This window comes from Butyricicoccus faecihominis (assembly GCF_024462775.1).
Lineage (GTDB): Bacteria > Bacillota > Clostridia > Oscillospirales > Butyricicoccaceae > Agathobaculum > Agathobaculum faecihominis_A.
The window spans coordinates 223,614-239,027 of record NZ_JANGCE010000001.1 but is presented as its reverse complement, the minus strand read 5'-3'; the positions used below and the strand labels follow the sequence as shown (position 1 = coordinate 239,027).

At 55.0% G+C, this 15,414-nt stretch carries 17 protein-coding genes; 6 read left to right on the top strand and 11 right to left on the bottom strand.

The genetic code is table 11. The features are described from left to right. Window positions 1-6: 6 nt before the first annotated feature. From NE562_RS01205 to NE562_RS01185, 5 genes are all read right to left on the bottom strand, one after another. Complete coding sequence (locus NE562_RS01205; RefSeq protein WP_280960560.1) at window positions 7-1,212, bottom strand: class I SAM-dependent methyltransferase; 1,206 nt, start codon at window positions 1,210-1,212, stop codon at window positions 7-9. 81 nt (window positions 1,213-1,293) lie between these two features. Then, the gene (locus tag NE562_RS01200; protein ID WP_280960559.1) at window positions 1,294-1,851 is read right to left on the bottom strand and encodes an ABC transporter ATP-binding protein; all 558 of its coding nucleotides are present in this window, start codon (window positions 1,849-1,851) and stop codon (window positions 1,294-1,296) included. After that, window positions 1,848-2,615: an ABC transporter permease gene (locus NE562_RS01195; protein WP_280960558.1), complete on the bottom strand. Its 768-nt coding sequence runs from the start codon at window positions 2,613-2,615 to the stop codon at window positions 1,848-1,850. The genes NE562_RS01200 and NE562_RS01195 overlap by 4 nt, the downstream gene beginning before the upstream one ends. Beyond that, a complete protein-coding gene (locus NE562_RS01190; protein WP_280960557.1) occupies window positions 2,590-3,603 on the bottom strand; it encodes an ABC transporter substrate-binding protein in 1,014 nt (337 codons plus the stop codon). The genes NE562_RS01195 and NE562_RS01190 overlap by 26 nt, the downstream gene beginning before the upstream one ends. Before the next feature lie 10 nt (window positions 3,604-3,613). Next, on the bottom strand, window positions 3,614-3,856 hold the full coding sequence (locus NE562_RS01185; RefSeq protein WP_280960556.1) for a TM1266 family iron-only hydrogenase system putative regulator: 243 nt from the start codon (window positions 3,854-3,856) through the stop codon (window positions 3,614-3,616). Window positions 3,857-4,122: 266 nt separating this feature from the next. Between NE562_RS01185 and NE562_RS01180 the strand changes: the two genes are divergently transcribed. After that, the gene (locus NE562_RS01180) at window positions 4,123-4,296 is read left to right on the top strand and encodes a DUF1540 domain-containing protein (protein ID WP_280960555.1); all 174 of its coding nucleotides are present in this window, start codon (window positions 4,123-4,125) and stop codon (window positions 4,294-4,296) included. 89 nt (window positions 4,297-4,385) lie between these two features. Here NE562_RS01180 and NE562_RS01175 read toward each other — a convergent pair whose 3' ends face one another. From NE562_RS01175 to NE562_RS01165, 3 genes are all read right to left on the bottom strand, one after another. Further along, window positions 4,386-5,270, bottom strand: coding sequence for a diacylglycerol/lipid kinase family protein (locus tag NE562_RS01175; protein WP_280960554.1), 885 nt, complete (start codon window positions 5,268-5,270; stop codon window positions 4,386-4,388). An 18-nt stretch (window positions 5,271-5,288) separates the two neighbouring features. Next, complete coding sequence (gene htpG / locus NE562_RS01170) at window positions 5,289-7,199, bottom strand: molecular chaperone HtpG (RefSeq protein ID WP_280960553.1); 1,911 nt, start codon at window positions 7,197-7,199, stop codon at window positions 5,289-5,291. A gap of 215 nt (window positions 7,200-7,414) precedes the next feature. Next, complete coding sequence (locus tag NE562_RS01165) at window positions 7,415-8,584, bottom strand: AI-2E family transporter (protein WP_280960552.1); 1,170 nt, start codon at window positions 8,582-8,584, stop codon at window positions 7,415-7,417. A gap of 199 nt (window positions 8,585-8,783) precedes the next feature. On the opposite strand from NE562_RS01165, the gene NE562_RS01160 reads away from it, so the two are divergent. The 4 genes from NE562_RS01160 to NE562_RS01150 are packed head-to-tail and all read left to right on the top strand — an operon-like array spanning window position 8,784 to window position 11,688. Continuing rightward, entirely contained in the window at window positions 8,784-9,398 is a 615-nt protein-coding gene (locus NE562_RS01160) for a pyridoxamine 5'-phosphate oxidase family protein (protein WP_280960551.1), read from the top strand. Further along, window positions 9,395-10,036, top strand: coding sequence for an ABC transporter permease (locus NE562_RS17760; protein WP_330645822.1), 642 nt, complete (start codon window positions 9,395-9,397; stop codon window positions 10,034-10,036). The genes NE562_RS01160 and NE562_RS17760 overlap by 4 nt, the downstream gene beginning before the upstream one ends. 11 nt (window positions 10,037-10,047) lie before the next feature. Further along, window positions 10,048-10,938, top strand: a complete 891-nt coding sequence (locus tag NE562_RS17755) for a glycine betaine ABC transporter substrate-binding protein (RefSeq protein ID WP_330645821.1) — start codon at window positions 10,048-10,050, stop codon at window positions 10,936-10,938. 21 nt (window positions 10,939-10,959) lie between these two features. Next, window positions 10,960-11,688 carry an ABC transporter ATP-binding protein gene (locus NE562_RS01150; protein WP_280960550.1) on the top strand — a complete coding sequence of 243 codons (729 nt, stop codon included), beginning with the start codon at window positions 10,960-10,962 and terminating at the stop codon, window positions 11,686-11,688. 45 nt (window positions 11,689-11,733) lie between these two features. On the opposite strand, the gene NE562_RS01145 is transcribed toward NE562_RS01150, so the two are convergent. Next, window positions 11,734-14,133, bottom strand: coding sequence for an ATP-binding protein (locus NE562_RS01145; protein WP_280960549.1), 2,400 nt, complete (start codon window positions 14,131-14,133; stop codon window positions 11,734-11,736). A 239-nt stretch (window positions 14,134-14,372) separates the two neighbouring features. On the opposite strand from NE562_RS01145, the gene NE562_RS01140 reads away from it, so the two are divergent. Further along, window positions 14,373-14,711, top strand: coding sequence for a helix-turn-helix transcriptional regulator (locus NE562_RS01140; RefSeq protein WP_280960649.1), 339 nt, complete (start codon window positions 14,373-14,375; stop codon window positions 14,709-14,711). Between the two features lie 11 nt (window positions 14,712-14,722). Here NE562_RS01140 and NE562_RS01135 read toward each other — a convergent pair whose 3' ends face one another. Together NE562_RS01135 and NE562_RS01130 are read right to left on the bottom strand one after the other, a co-directional pair. Next, window positions 14,723-15,010 (bottom strand): DUF6809 family protein, encoded by a 288-nt coding sequence (locus tag NE562_RS01135; protein ID WP_280960548.1) that lies wholly within the window; start codon window positions 15,008-15,010, stop codon window positions 14,723-14,725. 144 nt (window positions 15,011-15,154) lie between these two features. Further along, window positions 15,155-15,334 (bottom strand): CopG family transcriptional regulator, encoded by a 180-nt coding sequence (locus NE562_RS01130; protein ID WP_280960547.1) that lies wholly within the window; start codon window positions 15,332-15,334, stop codon window positions 15,155-15,157. Window positions 15,335-15,414: the final 80 nt, after the last annotated feature.

Below are 15,414 nucleotides of genomic sequence, written 5' to 3'. Positions count from 1 at the left end.
GGGGCGTTACTCAATCAGATCGTCATCTGAAATAAAAAATTCATTGTTCATGGCGTCACATTGCCGATCCAGCTCCGACGTCGTGCCGAGCGCCCGCCTTACTCCCTCATAGGCTGCGCGGGCGCGCGGATCGTCGCGGCCGGTGCGCGTGGCGCGAATCAGCAGGTTTTTCGGGGTATCAAGCGGCGAAATGTATTCGACCACGGAAACCTTATACCCTTCCGCTTCCAGCTTGAGCGCGCGCATGCTGTCGGTCATCACATCGTTCAGGCGCGCCTTGAACACACCGGACTTTGCGAGCGGGGCGAGCGCTTCGGGCAGACGGTACTGCTCCAGCAGTTCCTTGTGGCAGCAGGGCACGCAGGCAATGTACTTTGCTTTGGCCCGAATGGCCGCGGCCAGCGCCAGATCGGTCGCGATATCGCAGGCATGCAGCGAAATCACGGCGGTGACCCGCTTTGGCGGCTGATAGACGCGCAGATCGGCGCACTGGAATACCATATTATGATAACCAAGGCGTTTTGCCATCGCCCGGCTCTCCTCGATGACGTGCTCGTTGATATCGACGCCGATCACGCGGCAGCGGCGGTGCAGCACGTCGCGCAGATAGTAGTTCATGACAAAGCTCAAATAGGATTTCCCGCAGGCACAGTCGAGCAGCACGATCTCGTCGCTTTCATCGCCCTCAAACATGGGGGCGACCAGTTCGACATAGTGATCGATCTGGTTGTACTTCCGGATCATATCGTTGCGGAGCTTGCCCTCCTGCGTCAGGATACCGATCTCCTTCAAGAGCGGCGCGGCCTGATCGACACGGATCAAATACTGCCGCCCGGCGTCCAGCAAGGGGTTTGCCGCCGCGGTTTGCTCTTCCGCCGTGGCTTCACGTTCGGCCTGCTTCATGGCAACGCCCTTTGGCGTGACCGACAGCGTCACGACCGAGCCGCGCTCCGTATAGGTCATGACAGCCTCGTCGAACCGCCCTGCCTGTTCGGTAAAAAACGCGCACACGCCGGCCGCGTCGATGGCACGGCTCGCGCCCTCAAACGTCAGCATATAGCCCTGCTCCGCGCGCGTCAGCTTGGCCGGAAACGTTTTTTTACCTGAAAGAAATCGGAAGGACGCTTCCATGAAATAATCTCTGTTTTTTGTCATACGGGCCGAAATGCCGGTCAGCAGCAGCTGCAGCTTGGCCAGATCGCCTTTTTGCATATTCTTCACAACCTTTATCGCTATAGCTATAGTATAATACACGCCGAAATCATTTGCAAATCCGGGGCAACCTTCGTCTGCTTATATGCGCAGACGAAGTGTTTGCATGCCCGGCGTCGACGCGCCCGCGCCGTGGGACACAAGGATCAGCGCGCGGCCCTTACGCGCGTCAAGCACGACCTCGAACGCGCGCTGCGCGTTCGCTTCGTCCAGCCCGGCGAACGGTTCATCCAGCACAAGGATATCCCCCTCTGCCGCGAGCGCGCGCGCCAGCGCCACGCGGCGGCGCATGCCGCCGGAAAGCGTGCGAACGGGCTGCGCCAATGCGTCTTTTGGCAAAAGCGCGTCAAGCAGCGCCTCCCCCGTCTGCCCGCCGACAAGGCGCACATTTTCCAGCGCGCTCCAATGCTCGACCAACCGATCCTCCTGAAAAACCGGATCGAACCGCAGCCCTTTTATACCTTTGACCGTGCCCGCGTCCGCTTCAACAAGACCCATCAGCAGGCGCAGCAGCGTGGTCTTGCCCGCGCCGGAAGGACCTTCGATCCGCCACAGCTCGCCCGGCTTTACGCTTAAACTGACATCGCGCAGCACGGGCTTGCCGTTAAACGACTTGCAAACCTTATCCAACAAAATCATGCGGCGCCCTCCCATCTGCGCTGGGCGGCGGATATCGCACGCACCATCAGCTTTTCCAGACCCACGCTGACCAGAATGATCGCGCACGACCAAGCGAACAGTCCGCTCATATCCAGATACAGCTTGCTTAAATAGAGCTGCTCGCCGATGGTATAACGCGGCAAACCGATGATCTCGCCCGCGATCCCCGCCTTGAGCGCCATGCCGACCGTGAGCCTTGTGGCGGAAAGCATATAAGGCATCACACCCGGCAGGTAGATCGCGCGCAGTCGCCCGGTGGGAGACAGGCGAAATACCCGCGCCATCTCCAGCATTTTAGGGTCGATGCTTGCCAGCCCTTCGCTCAAATTGATGTAGAAAATGGGCAGCACCACAAAAAAGGCTGTGATCACCGATATCCACGCAGAGCGCACCCAGATCAGCGCCACGACAATAAAACAGGCGACCGGCACGCTTTTCATGATCTGTACGGCGGGCGCGAGCAGCAGACGGAGCGCCGAAGCGGTATGGCAAAGCGCCGCGAGCAGACAACCCAACCCAAGGGCGAGCAGGTAACCGAGCGCGATCTTGCCGATCGTGTGCAGCAGCGACAGCCAGAACGAGGCGGTGAACAGCATAGAAAGCAGGCTCTGTACCGTTGGTACAGGGCCTGCAAATAACAGCTTTGGCAGGATGAGCGCCAGTGTCTGCCACACGCCGAGCCAGAATAAGGCGGCAATCGTGCGGCGCAGCCACGTCTTATCCCAGATAGTAGAACGCCTCATCGGGCATTTTTCCTCCCACCGCCTCGGGCGCGATCTCGTACAGCGCGCTTAAATAACCGTTTACCGAAGTCTTCATCTCTTCGCCGGAAACGGAAGAAATAGGACTGAAATAAGCCAGCACTTCCTCAGCCACAGCCGCTCCCACAATACCGTATTCCTCGATCAGCCGCGCGCCGTCCGCCGTGTTTTCCGTCATATAGGCGACCGAAGCGGCGTGATCGTCCAGAAACTGCCGGAGGGCCGCGGGGTGCTCCTCTGCAAACGCGCGCCGCACGATCGTAACGCCGGTCACGGTGCCGCCCGCGCCGCTTTTCGCGGCCCATTCATCGCTGAGGGAAAAGTTCATCGAAAGCTCCTGATCCTGCATCATGGCGACGGTCGCGAACGGCTGCGGCAGAATGGCCGCCGCCGTGGGATCGGCGCTGAGCGCGGAAAGTACCTCGGCGGATTCCGGTTTAAACTCCAGCGTGATATCAGCGTCCGTCAGGCCGTTTAGCTGCATCAGGTAACGCACCGTCCATTCCGGGGTCGTCCCCTTACCGGTCATATAAACGGTTTTGCCTTTCAGTCCCTCCATGTGCTGTAATGATTCATCATAGGAGAGCGCGTACAGCACATTGCCCGCGTTTACATTGATCACCTGAACGCCGCCCTCGGTCTTTTGGTAAAGCGTCGCCGCGAGATTGGTCGGGATCAGCGCGATGTCGGTCTCCCCTTTGGCGATCAAGGGAACGATCTCATCTGCCGCGGTGTACATGGCACCCTCATAGCGCTGTACTTCCGCCGCCTCATCGTCCGCTAACAGCTTGACCAGCCCCATCGAGGTTGGGCCCTTTAGCGCGGATATACGGGTAATCAGCCCGTTTTCATACCCCGGGGCAACATTTTCCGTCGCTTCCGGCCGCTCCTGCTGCGGCTTTGTGCCGCAGCCCGCGAGCAAGGAAAGCGCCATAACGGCCGAAAGCAGCCGTATCCAGTGTTTTTTCATGAATTTCTCCTTATTTTGCAAGCATTGACTTGACCTGCACATGCTGTAAACGGCCCAGCTTGCCGCACAGCGCGTTGATGGTATCGGCCGGGCAATCCATCACAATGGTGATGATGGAGCAGCAATGGTCGTGGTGCGGAACGCCCATGCGGCCGATGATCTGGTCGCCATAAGCGTGCAGCAGCTCATTCACCTGATAGCTCGCATCTCTGTCTTCTACGATAATACCCAGTATCGCAATGCGGTTTTCCATAAAAAGCTCTCCTTCTTTTGCGCAAAAAATGTCCTGTATCTTGCGATACAGGACGTCAAACGCTTATTTTCCGTTCTTTCATCGCAGAATGAATCTTTGACAGCAGATCATGTCGGTTAGTTTGGATCGCTCGCCCGTCAGCATACGCTTTCGAGAAAGATTTGTCCATGGAAAAAGTATAGCTTGTTTCCGTTTTTTTGTCAATGCATAAATCCGGAGCGCTGCGGCAACACTATTCTCGAAATCAAAAAAGGAGGTCTTTTCTCATGGATAAGTCTAACTGCAACAAGTCCATTCGCTGCACTGTCGATCAGTGTGCCAACCACAGCAACTGTGCCGAGTACTGCGCTCTCGATTGCATCACCGTTGGTACGCACGAGGCCAACCCCACCGTTGACCAGTGCACCGACTGCCTCTCTTTCGAGAAGAAGTGCTGCTAAGAAACGGCCATAGCCATTTCTTAGCGATTTCCAGCATGCAAGAGCCGCCAGAAGCGTGTTTACCACGATTCTGACGGCTCTTCGTCTGTTTAACCGGTCGTAAAAGTGATGGCCCGCGGATTGTTATCGATCTCCGCGTGCCGGGTCGCGCCGCCAAACTCTCCGTCCAGCGTCCACGGCACCTCTTCCGGCGAGGAAAAACGGATATGAGAGGTGCGGAAATAGCGAAACCTAGAGGAATCCTCGTTGCGCGTCAGCAGATCGTTAACCAGCCACTGCAATTCCATGGGGTTGTAAACGGGATAGACAAGCAGCACTTCATAGAGCCCATCATCCAGACGCACGCTTTCCGGCGTGATTGTCTTGAAGCCGCCCACCTGCACCGAGTTGGTGACCATACCATAGATATAGTCGTCCTCCTCCTCGATCTCGCTGCACTCGACCGCGATGTGGTGCTCCTTGATACTGGTCAGCGATTTAACGCCCTCGAAAATATAGGCCGCCCTGCCAAATATATTTTTGCTTTGCTGCGGCGTGGCATAGGAAACCTCGGTAAATACGCCGAAAGCGGCGATATAGTTAAAATAGCGCTCGTTAAAGCGGCCGATATCGATGGCGTGCAGCGATGCGCCCACCGCTGTCTGCGCCGCCTCCAGCTGGTTTTTGGGAATACTCAGGCTGGAAGCAAAATCGTTTGTCGTGCCCGCCGGGATATAGCCAAGAATGGGCCGCAGGTCGGTCTGCATCAGGCCGGTGACGACTTCGTTGAGCGTGCCGTCTCCGCCGGCGCACACGATCCGGTCGAATTCGCCGGCGCGGGCCCGCACCACCGCGGTCGCGTCGCGCGCGTTTTGCGTAACATAGATCGTCACATCATAGCCCGCGTTTTGAAACACGCTGACGCAATCGACCGCCTTATTGACGATCTCGCCGCGTCCGGCGTGCGGATTGACGATAAACAGCAGCTTTTGCATGGGCCCTTCTCCCTTTTGTTACTTGGCGAGCAGCGCGCAGACCGCGTTCGCGTAGGCCACCGGATCATCCACCGGCATGCCCTCGATCAGCAGCGCCTGTGTGTACAGGATATCGGCATAGGCGTTTATCTCATCCGAGCCCTGCTGCTGCAAGTCGCACAGCTTTTTAAAGATCGGGTGCTCGGCGTTCAGTTCCAGCACGCGTTCGGCATGTACGCGCTGGCTGTCGTCCATGGCCTGCTGGTTGAGTACCTTTTCCATTTCCAGCGTGACCGGGCCTTCGGCGCGCAGGCAGCACGGGTGGCTCTTGAGCCGGCCGGTCAGTTCTACCTTTTTCACCTTGCCGGTCAGCGTTTCACTGAGCTTGGTGAGCAGCGGCGCGTTTTCCTCGGAAAGCTTTTTGATCTCTTCCTTCTCGTCCTCGCTCTCAAGGCCCAGATCCGCGTCGGTGATGGACTTAAATTCCTTCTCCTTATAGCTTGCCATCATCTTGATGCAAAATTCATCGATATCATGGTGCAAGCAGAGCACTTCGATGCCCTTGTCGGCAAGCGTTTCCATCGCGGGCAGCAGCTTGATCTTTTCGACCGTTTCGCCGCAGGCGTAATAAATATACTTCTGCTCCTCTTTCATGCGGGAGATATACTCATCGAGCGAAACCATCTTATTCTCGGTGGAGGAATGGTACAGCAGCAGATCCATAAGCAGATCCTTATGCGCGCCGTACTGGACATAGGCGCCGTACTTCAGCTGACGCCCAAAGGCGTTCCAAAACTTCTCGTAGTCCTCGCGGCTGTCGGTCATGATCTTCAAAAGCTCGTTTTTGATCTTTTTTTCGATGCTCTGCGCGATCGCCTTGAGGTGACGGTCGTGCTGGAGCATTTCGCGGGAGATGTTCAGCGACAGATCCGCCGTGTCCACCATGCCGCGCACAAAGCTGAAATGGTCGGGCAGAAGATCGGCGCATTTGTCCATGATGAGCACGCCGTTGGAGTAAAGCTGCAAGCCCTTCTCAAAATCCTTGGTGTAATAATCCATTGGCGCGTGGGACGGAATGAACAACATGGCGGTGTAAGTGACCGCGCCCTCGGTGTTCATATGGATATGGCGCAGCGGCGGCTGGTAATCGTAAAACTTGGAGGTGTAAAAATCGTTATAATCCTCGTCCTTTAGTTCCTTTTTGGATTTCTTCCAGATCGGCACCATGGAATTGAGGGTCTCGTTTTCGGTGTACTCCTCCCACTCGGGCGTGTAATCCTCGGGCGCGTCGGCCGGCTTTTCCTTCATGCGGCTCTTGACCATGTCCATGCGGATCGGGTAGCGGATATAATCCGAGTATTTCTTGACAAGCGACTGGATGCGATACGGCTCTAAAAACTCATCGTAGTTTTCGTTTTCGGTATTTTCCTTAATGGTCAGCGTGATACGGGTGCCGTTTTCGGCCTTTTCGAACGGCGCGATCGTATAGCCCGCCGCCCCGTCGGATTGCCAGCAGTTGGCCTCTTCGCTTCCCATGGCGCGGGATACGACTTCAACATGGCTTGCCACCATAAACGCCGCGTAAAAGCCCACGCCGAACTGGCCGATGATATCGATATCGGTCTGGTCGGTGTTTTCCTGTTTGAATGCCAGCGAGCCTGAGCGGGCGATCGTGCCGAGGTTGGCCTCCATCTCCTCCGCCGTCATACCGCAGCCGTGATCCTCGATCACAAAACGGCGGTTTTCCTTGTCGAGCGTCAGCTCGATCGGCAGGGTCTCGCGCGTAATACCGGTCTGTCCTTCCTTCATCGCGTTGTAATACAGCTTATCGGTCGCGTCCGAAGCGTTGGAGATCAACTCGCGCAGAAAAATCTCTTTGTGCGTGTAGATCGAATTGATCATCAGATCGAGCAGGCGCTTCGATTCCGCCTTGAATTGTTTTTTCGCCATGACAAAATCCACCTCTATGTTTTTTATTAGCACTCTGCTTGCGCAAGCGCCAACGTCTTTTGGCGTTAGCACTCTAAGCAAAGGAGTGCTAACGTTATTATGATAAGCTCACAAACAGGAAAAATCAAGCCCCTATACAAAATTTTATAGTTTATTCAAAATTGCAGCCGCCCCCGATCTGGAAACAACGGAGAGCGGCTGCGAATCATCGCCTGTTATTTGATTTTACCGGGCGCGATATGCCGTTCCCGCACACGCTGGCGCACGGTTTCCCGCAGCAGCGTGTAAATGACGGAAAAGAGCGGAATGGAAAACAGCATACCAATGATACCGGCCATACTCGCGCCGAGCGTGACCGCGGCAAGCACCCAAATAGACGGCAGGCCGACCGAACCGCCGACCACGCGCGGATAGATAAAGTTGCCCTCCACCTGCTGCAGCACCAGAAACAGGACCAAAAACCACAGCGACTGGATCGGGCTGATGATAAAGATAAGCAGTACGCCGACAAAGCAGCCGATGAACGCGCCGAAAATCGGAATAAGCGCGGTCACGCCGATCAGCACGGCGACCATGAGCGCGTACGGCATACTGAAGATCGACATGGCGATAAAGAACATCAGGCCGAGAATAAACGCTTCCAAACACTGGCCGGATAAAAAGCTGCTGAACGAACTGCTCGTCAGGTGGCAGACCTCCAAAAAGCGGTCGACGTGCTTTTCCGGGAAAAAGGAATAAAACAAGCGGCGGAACTGGCGGCCCAGATTTTCCTTCTGCATCAAAATATAGATGGCGAAGATCAGGCCGATGAAAGCGTTTGCCACGCCGCTGAGCGCCGAGCTGGCGAAGTTGAACGTGTCGCTCAGGAAGCTGGAATTGCGCAGGAAATCGACGAGCATGGTGCCGATCCCCTTCCAGTCGATCTCCTGCCAGCTGATTTTGAGCGAGGCGATCTCCTTTTCAAACATGGGCACGGCCTGACCGATCTGATCGAGCCATTCCGGCACGCGGGCGCGGGCTGCGGTAAGCTCCTTGCCGATCGCGGCGATGGAGTTGTACAGCTCGGGCAGCACCATGAACAGCACGATCGCGATTACGCCGATCACGACCAGAAGCGTCAGCACGATGCTGCACACGCGCTTCATTTTGATCAGCCTTTTATTTTTTGTGGCCTTGGGCCCGGTAAATAGGTTCTTTTCAAAAAAACGCAGGGGCACGTTCAGGATAAACGCGATACAGCCGCCGATCAAAAACGGCGTGAGCAGGCCGAGCACATACCGCAAAACCGAACCGACCAGCTTGGTATTTTGCAGGCCGACATACAGCAGCACGGCGAATGCGATCAACCCTAGGATCTTCTTTACGTTATTCCGATCTAAATTCAAGGTTTTACGCCTCTTCTTTTCATAAATTATTACTATCTAACCATGTTTCCCAGCTAAAGTCAAGAAGCGTCAAGAAAAATTTACAAATCGATGGTTACCCGGGCGATACCATGCTACAAAAAAGTGCGTACTTGCCAAAACGCAACAAGACGGCTACAATGAACATATCACGATTCATGCAAAAAAAGGAAGGATACCTATGAATGCACAAAACTGCCTCGCCATGCTGCGCGGCATACGGGACGCGGCCTTTGCGACCGTGGACGAAAACGGCCTGCCGCAGGTGCGCATGATCGACGTAATGCTGGCGGAACAGCAAGCTCTTTATTTTTGCACCGCGCGCGGTAAGGCGTTTTATCGGGAGCTGATGCGGGACGGGCATGTAGCCGTGACCGGCATGAACGAAAAGTATCAGATGGTGCGGCTAAACGGCATAGCGGAGCGGCTGGATGAGCAAACTAGCTGGATAGACCGCATTTTTAAGGCCAATCCTTCGATGAACGAGGTATATCCCGGCGATAGCCGCTATGTGCTGGAGGCTTTCTGTATCCGCGCGGGTCAGGTCGAGTTTTTCGATCTCGGCGTATCCCCGATTGAGCGCGCGCTGTTTCCGTTTGGCGGCGCCCGCGCGGAACCCAAGGGCTTTTTCATTACCGAAGCATGTATCGGCTGCGGAAAATGCGCCGCAGCCTGCCCGCAAAAATGCATTGCGGCAGGTTCTCCCTACCGTATTGAGCAAGCGCATTGCCTGCACTGCGGTCTCTGCGCGGAGCTTTGTCCCAGCGCATGTATAATAAAGGAGCAACGAATTTGATTAACGAAATGATCCAGCTGCTTTCATCGCGAGGAGACTTCTTTTGGGGGTTGCTGTTGGAGCACCTGCAGCTCTCCCTTCTTTCGATCGCGCTGGCGATTGTGATCGGTCTGCTGACCGGCGTGGCGATCAGCGAGTACCGCAGAAGTTCCAAGGTCGTGATGGGCGTCATCAACTTTATCTATACCATACCGTCTATTTCCCTTTTGGGATTTTTAATCCCGCTGTCCGGCATCGGGAATACGACCGCGGTGATCGCGTTGACTATATACGCACTGCTGCCCATGGTGCGGAATACCTATACGGGCCTTGCCAATGTCGAACCGCTGCTGGTCGAGGCGGCAACGGGCATGGGCGGCACCCGCGCGCAGGTCCTATGGAAAGTAAAGCTGCCGCTGGCCATGCCCATGATCCTTGCAGGCGTGCGCAATATGACGGTCATGACGATCGCGCTGGCCGGTATCGCCTCGTTCATCGGTGCGGGCGGTCTTGGCGTCGCCATCTATCGCGGTATTACGACAAACAACAAGGCGATGACGCTGGCGGGCAGCCTGCTGATCGCTCTGCTGGCCATTTTGGCGGATACGCTGATCGGCCTGCTGGAAAAATTGACGCAGCGCCACAGGGCGCAGAGATAAAGGAGAAACCCATGAAGAAAAACAAGACCCTCGTTGTGGCGCTGGCGGCGGCCGCGCTTATTTCCGCCCTTGCGGGTTGCGGCAAGAGCGAAGACACGCTGCACATGGCGACCAAACCCATGACCGAGCAGTATATCCTTGGCAGCATGATGAAGACGCTGATCGAAGCGGAGACCGACCTTACCGTTGAAATGACAGAAGGCGTTGGCGGCGGTACCTCAAACATTCAGCCCGCGATGGAAAAAGGTGATTTTGATTTTTATCCCGAATACACCGGAACCGGCTGGAACTTCGTTTTAAAGGAGGACGGCCTCTACGATGAAAGCATGTTCGAGCAGCTGCAGGCGGGCTATCAGCAAATGGGCATGCGCTGGACGGGCATGCTCGGCTTCAACAACACCTTCGGCGTCGCCGTGACAAAAGACGCCGCTGAACAATACGGCCTGAACACCTATTCCGATCTTGCCGCCGCCGCGCCTTCGCTCACCTTTGGCGCGGAATATGACTTCTTCGAGCGCGACGACGGGTATGACGCTCTTTGTGAGACCTACGGCCTATCGTTCCATAACACGATGGATCTGGACATCGGTCTGAAATACGACGCGATTCGGCAGAAAAAAATCGATGTGATGAATATCTTTACGACAGACGGCCAGCTTGCCTCTTCCGATCTTGTGGTGCTTAAGGATGATAAGAACCTTTATCCTTCTTACATGTGCGGTTTTGTCGTGCGCGACGAAGTCTTGCAGGCGCATCCTGAGCTACAGCAGGTATTCGATCTGGTCGCGCAGTCAATCACGGACGCGGAGATGGCGGAAATGAATTATCAGGTAGAGACCGAGGGTAAAGCGCCTGAGGAGGTGGCCGCGGCATTCTTGCAGCAAAAGGGGCTCATGGCGTAAGCCGGCCGAAAAGGAGATACCATGAACGCGATCGAATACAAAAATATCCGTATGGCCTATGGCGACCGGGTAATCATTGAGGATTTCAGCCTTGCCATCCCGCAGGGAGAGTTCATAACGATCATCGGCTCCTCCGGCTGCGGCAAAACGACCCTTTTGAAAATGGTAAACGGTTTGGTCGAGCCAACGGGCGGCGAGGTTTATGTGGGCGGCGAAAACGTCAGCCGCGCGGATATCACCAAGCTGCGCCGAAGCATCGGCTACGCCATACAGGGCAGCGTGCTCTTTCCCCATATGACGGTGGAAAAGAACATCGCTTACGTGCCGAACCTACTGAACAAACGAGACAAACAGCGCACGGCGGAGGCTGTACGGAAATGGATGGGCATCGTCCGTCTGGACGACTCGCTGCGCAAGCGCTATCCGGATCAGCTTTCCGGCGGACAGCAGCAGCGCGTCGGCATTGCGCGCTCGCTCGCCGCCTCCCCCGACCTGCTGCTGATGGATGAGCCGTTCGGCGCGGTGGATGAGATCACGCGCGCTTCTTTGCAGGATGAGATCGCCCGTATCCACCGGGAAACCGGCATCACCATCCTGTTTGTCACCCATGATATCAACGAAGCGCTGCGTCTTGGCACGCGCATGCTGGTCATGGACCGTGGCGCAGCGCTGCAATATGATACGCCCGAAGCCATCCGCAAACAGCCTGCCAATCAATTCGTACAAGCGTTGCTCCGCCGCGCACTCTAACAGAAAAGGGGCGCTTCAGCTCAAGCTGCAGCGTCCCTTTTTCTGTTACGAAATGCCGTTCTGGTGGTTGGTTTTCCACCGGCTACAGCTTATCAAAGCGTTTTTCAGCTGGTCGATGGAGATCGGCTTTGCCAAGTGCCCGTTCATGCCGGAAAGGCGCGCCCGCTGCGCATCCTCGGCGAAAGCGTCCGCCGTCATGGCGATGATCGGCAGCTCGTCGATCCGCTCCATGCCGGAGCGCCGTATTGCCCGCGTGGCTTCATAACCGTTCAGCACCGGCATCTGCACATCCATAAAAACAATATCGTAATACAGCGGCGGATGCGAGCAGATCGCGTTTATTGCCTGCGCACCGTCCTCCGCGGTTTCCACGCGCGCACCGAGCAGTTCCAGCATCTCGGTGGCGATCTGGCGGTTCAGCTCATTGTCCTCCACCAAAAGCACACGAAGGCTGGCGGACAGCGCCTCTTTAGCGCTGCTTTCGGTAAGGGGGGCCGTCTCTACTTCGTCGCACCGGGGCAAACACAGGGTAACGGTAAAGCGCGATCCTTTTCCGTAGTCGCTCTCTACCTTGATATCGCCGTTCATCAGCGAAACGATGTTTTTGACGATCGTCATGCCAATCCCGGTGCCGGCGATCTTACTGATCCGGCTATCCTCCGCACGGCTGAACGGCTCGAAAATATGCGCTACGTATGCAGGCTCCATTCCTACGCCGGTATCCTCTATCACAAAGCGATAGGTGCCGGCTTTTGTTTCCCATTTTTTCAGTTCATCCACGTAAAGCGAGATCGTTCCGCCCGCTTCCGTGTACTTTGAAGCGTTTTCCAGAATATTGACCAGCACTTGGCTCAGCCGCGTCGCGTCGCCTATCACGCGCGGATGAAGCGTTTTATCTACATATACCGATAGGGATTGGCCCTTGCCTTCCGTTGCCAGACGAACCATGGAAACCACTTCCCGCACGGTATCGCGCAGATTAAAGGGAGCGTGCGTCAGCTCTACCGCGCCGCTTTCTATCTTGCTTACATCCAGTACATCGTTGATCAGCCCAAGCAGATGCGCGCCGGAATCGGCGATCTTTTGCAGATAATCCCGCTGCTTCCCCGTATCGCCCAGATGCAGCTGCGCCAGCTCGGTCATGCCGATGATGGCGTTTAACGGGGTGCGGATATCGTGGCTCATTCTGGAGAGAAAGTCGCTTTTGGCCTGACTGGCGTTTTCCGCCTTTTGCAGCGCGTCCTCCAGAATAAGCTTGGCTTTGCGCTCCTTTTGCAGCGCTTCTTCCTGCATGCGGCGTTCATCATCGATATTGCGCGAAAGCGTGATCTCGATCAGATCATCGGTATGGGGGCTTTCCACCCGTACCACCTGCGTGAAATGCCAGCGATATTCTCCGTTTTCCCCCAAATGAGGCACCCGCATGGAAACGATGCGCTCGCCGTTAGTAAAAGCATCGATCAGGGCTTTGCGCGAAAACCTGCTGTTAAATTCATCCCGGTATTCCGGATGGACGGTGCGCAATTCAGCCTCGATCAGATCCTGAAAAGCGCCTTCGTCGCCGGGCTTTGGCACCTGTTCGCGCTCGTATTCCAGCATATGAAAGGTGTTTTTGGTTAAGTTGACCGCGATCACCATCTGATAGGCTGTCTGCGCCGCCGTGGCAAGCTGGCTCACCTCGACATTGCGCTGCTGTTCCAGCTGGTATTCCTCCTGAATATCGCGAAAAATGAGAACGCACCAGCACTCGTCCTCTCCCAAGCGCTCGATTCTGGCGGCGCTGAACTCCACCATATGGTAAACGCCGCCGTCCACCAAACGGCGCATGCGCTTTATGATCTGCTTTTTGCCTTCTCCAAACAGCCGCAGCATGGCCTCTCTAGAAAAGTTCGCTTCAAAAAGCGGCAGATCGTCCGGATGCAGCGTTTTTTGCGCATATCGCCTGTTCTCCGCGCCAAAATTACCTTGTTCCGGAATGTCCGTCCACAACATGTCTTTTTGGCAGTTGACGTAGTAATCCTCGGTCAGGTTGGCGATAATGCATTCGTTAAAAACAGTTACCAGACTTTGGGCGTACATGCGCTCTATTTTTTGAGGGCCTTGCGCCTCTTCAAAATTCAAGCGGTGCGGGGTCGAAGTCACAACGACGGCAGGCGTTTGATCGTTCCACTGAATGCGGTTGGCCGTGATATCCACCGTGGTTTTCTGAATCGGATCGAAGCAGACAACGTGGTGCGTCTGCTTCGATCCGATCTGCTCTAACGGACAGCTGGCGCATTTTTCCGGCCATACATCGAAGCACTTTGCGCCAATTACCGCCCTGCCCCGTCCGGTATCCCGGCAGCGCCGGTTACAGTACAGCAGTTCGCGGGTATTCTCATCTATGACATACACGCTGGTTTCGGACAGTGCGTCCAAAAGTCCACTCAGGTTGTCAGCAGTCATGCTTTCCACTCCCCACCCAGACGGGCGTCCGCAACAGCGCGTTCATACCAGCTCTGGTTACAAGATCGATTCCACATCCATTATACACGCTGCGCAATTAAATAGAAAGTAGCTGCGCTCCATATTTTCAAAAAGCTCGCTCGCAACACAAACGCAACCGAAAATTGCGGAAAAATTGGTGGATGCAACCACGCATTTTTGATAAACTATTGCAAAATAAAGAGAGGAGAAATCAAATCATGACAGTTTCGTTCATTCTGATCGTGATCAGTATTATTGTGGTTGGAGTTTTCATCGGTTTTGGGGTCCTGATCACATGCGCGCTCTTGAAGTACATCCGATCAAAAGAGGTGCGGCAGGAAAAAGCGGCGGTGGCGAGATCCTTGGGAGAAACCTTAAAAGCACACCGGACCAGATGTAAAATGACACAGGAATTTGTGGCGGAATCCATTGGGGTGAGCAGGCAAGCCGTTTCCAAATGGGAAATGGGTACATCGGACCCCAGCACGTCAAATCTGCTTGCGCTGGCCAAGCTTTTCGGCATATCCGCCGAAGAACTGCTTCGGAATATCGCTTGAGCTTAAGCCTACTAAATTTCCGGTCCGCCGCCTTGCACGAAGATCTCGCACATCAGCATAACGCCGAGCTTGAGACCATATCCAAAGCAGTCCCGCTCTTCCAGCGTATTCGCTTGCGAATAGAGGTTGTTTAAAGCTTCAAACCGCTGGCAATCATCCACCGACATTTTACTGATAAAATAGCGCTGCTCTTCTTCGATCTTGCGATTGATGCAAGTGCGCTGGGGGTCAGGCTCAACCCGGCGGCTGATCGCACAGATCCCGCCATAAAATAAACTATCGATAATGCTTTCGTTCATATCTATATCCGTCCTTTCAATTTGGCTTCACAGGTGCCTTGCAAGAACGGTCCGCACAGTGTATAATATTTATGCGGTCTGCCCTTGTGGTAGCTGCGTATGGGAAGTGGCGAGTAACTTTGTCGAGGGACGCGCCGCTTCCTTTCATTTTTTTTCTAGGTCGTCATACATTTTGCGAACACCACGCCGAACCACTTCTGCTCTTGATATGTTCATCTGCTCACTGCATAGTGTGAGTAATTCAGATGTATCTCTATCAAAGCGTATTTTCATGGTAATGTCTTTGGGATTGTCTGTCGGACGACCCATTTTTTTTGCGGCCATTTGACACCTCCTTTTGCAGGTCGCTAAGTGCATTATAATATATAGACCTGCAAAAGTCAACAAGACATTTAAAAGGACCC

Coding starts and splice junctions, on each gene's coding strand:
- NE562_RS01205 (WP_280960560.1), bottom strand. CDS start 1,212: ATGCAAAAAGGCGATCTGGCCAAGCTGCAGCTGCTGCTGACCGGCATT.
- NE562_RS01200 (WP_280960559.1), bottom strand. CDS start 1,851: ATGATTTTGTTGGATAAGGTTTGCAAGTCGTTTAACGGCAAGCCCGTG.
- NE562_RS01195 (WP_280960558.1), bottom strand. CDS start 2,615: ATGAGGCGTTCTACTATCTGGGATAAGACGTGGCTGCGCCGCACGATT.
- NE562_RS01190 (WP_280960557.1), bottom strand. CDS start 3,603: ATGAAAAAACACTGGATACGGCTGCTTTCGGCCGTTATGGCGCTTTCC.
- NE562_RS01185 (WP_280960556.1), bottom strand. CDS start 3,856: ATGGAAAACCGCATTGCGATACTGGGTATTATCGTAGAAGACAGAGAT.
- NE562_RS01180 (WP_280960555.1), top strand. CDS start 4,123: ATGGATAAGTCTAACTGCAACAAGTCCATTCGCTGCACTGTCGATCAG.
- NE562_RS01175 (WP_280960554.1), bottom strand. CDS start 5,270: ATGCAAAAGCTGCTGTTTATCGTCAATCCGCACGCCGGACGCGGCGAG.
- htpG (WP_280960553.1), bottom strand. CDS start 7,199: ATGGCGAAAAAACAATTCAAGGCGGAATCGAAGCGCCTGCTCGATCTG.
- NE562_RS01160 (WP_280960551.1), top strand. CDS start 8,784: ATGAATGCACAAAACTGCCTCGCCATGCTGCGCGGCATACGGGACGCG.
- NE562_RS17755 (WP_330645821.1), top strand. CDS start 10,048: ATGAAGAAAAACAAGACCCTCGTTGTGGCGCTGGCGGCGGCCGCGCTT.
- NE562_RS01150 (WP_280960550.1), top strand. CDS start 10,960: ATGAACGCGATCGAATACAAAAATATCCGTATGGCCTATGGCGACCGG.
- NE562_RS01145 (WP_280960549.1), bottom strand. CDS start 14,133: ATGACTGCTGACAACCTGAGTGGACTTTTGGACGCACTGTCCGAAACC.
- NE562_RS01140 (WP_280960649.1), top strand. CDS start 14,373: ATGACAGTTTCGTTCATTCTGATCGTGATCAGTATTATTGTGGTTGGA.
- NE562_RS01135 (WP_280960548.1), bottom strand. CDS start 15,010: ATGAACGAAAGCATTATCGATAGTTTATTTTATGGCGGGATCTGTGCG.
- NE562_RS01130 (WP_280960547.1), bottom strand. CDS start 15,334: ATGGCCGCAAAAAAAATGGGTCGTCCGACAGACAATCCCAAAGACATT.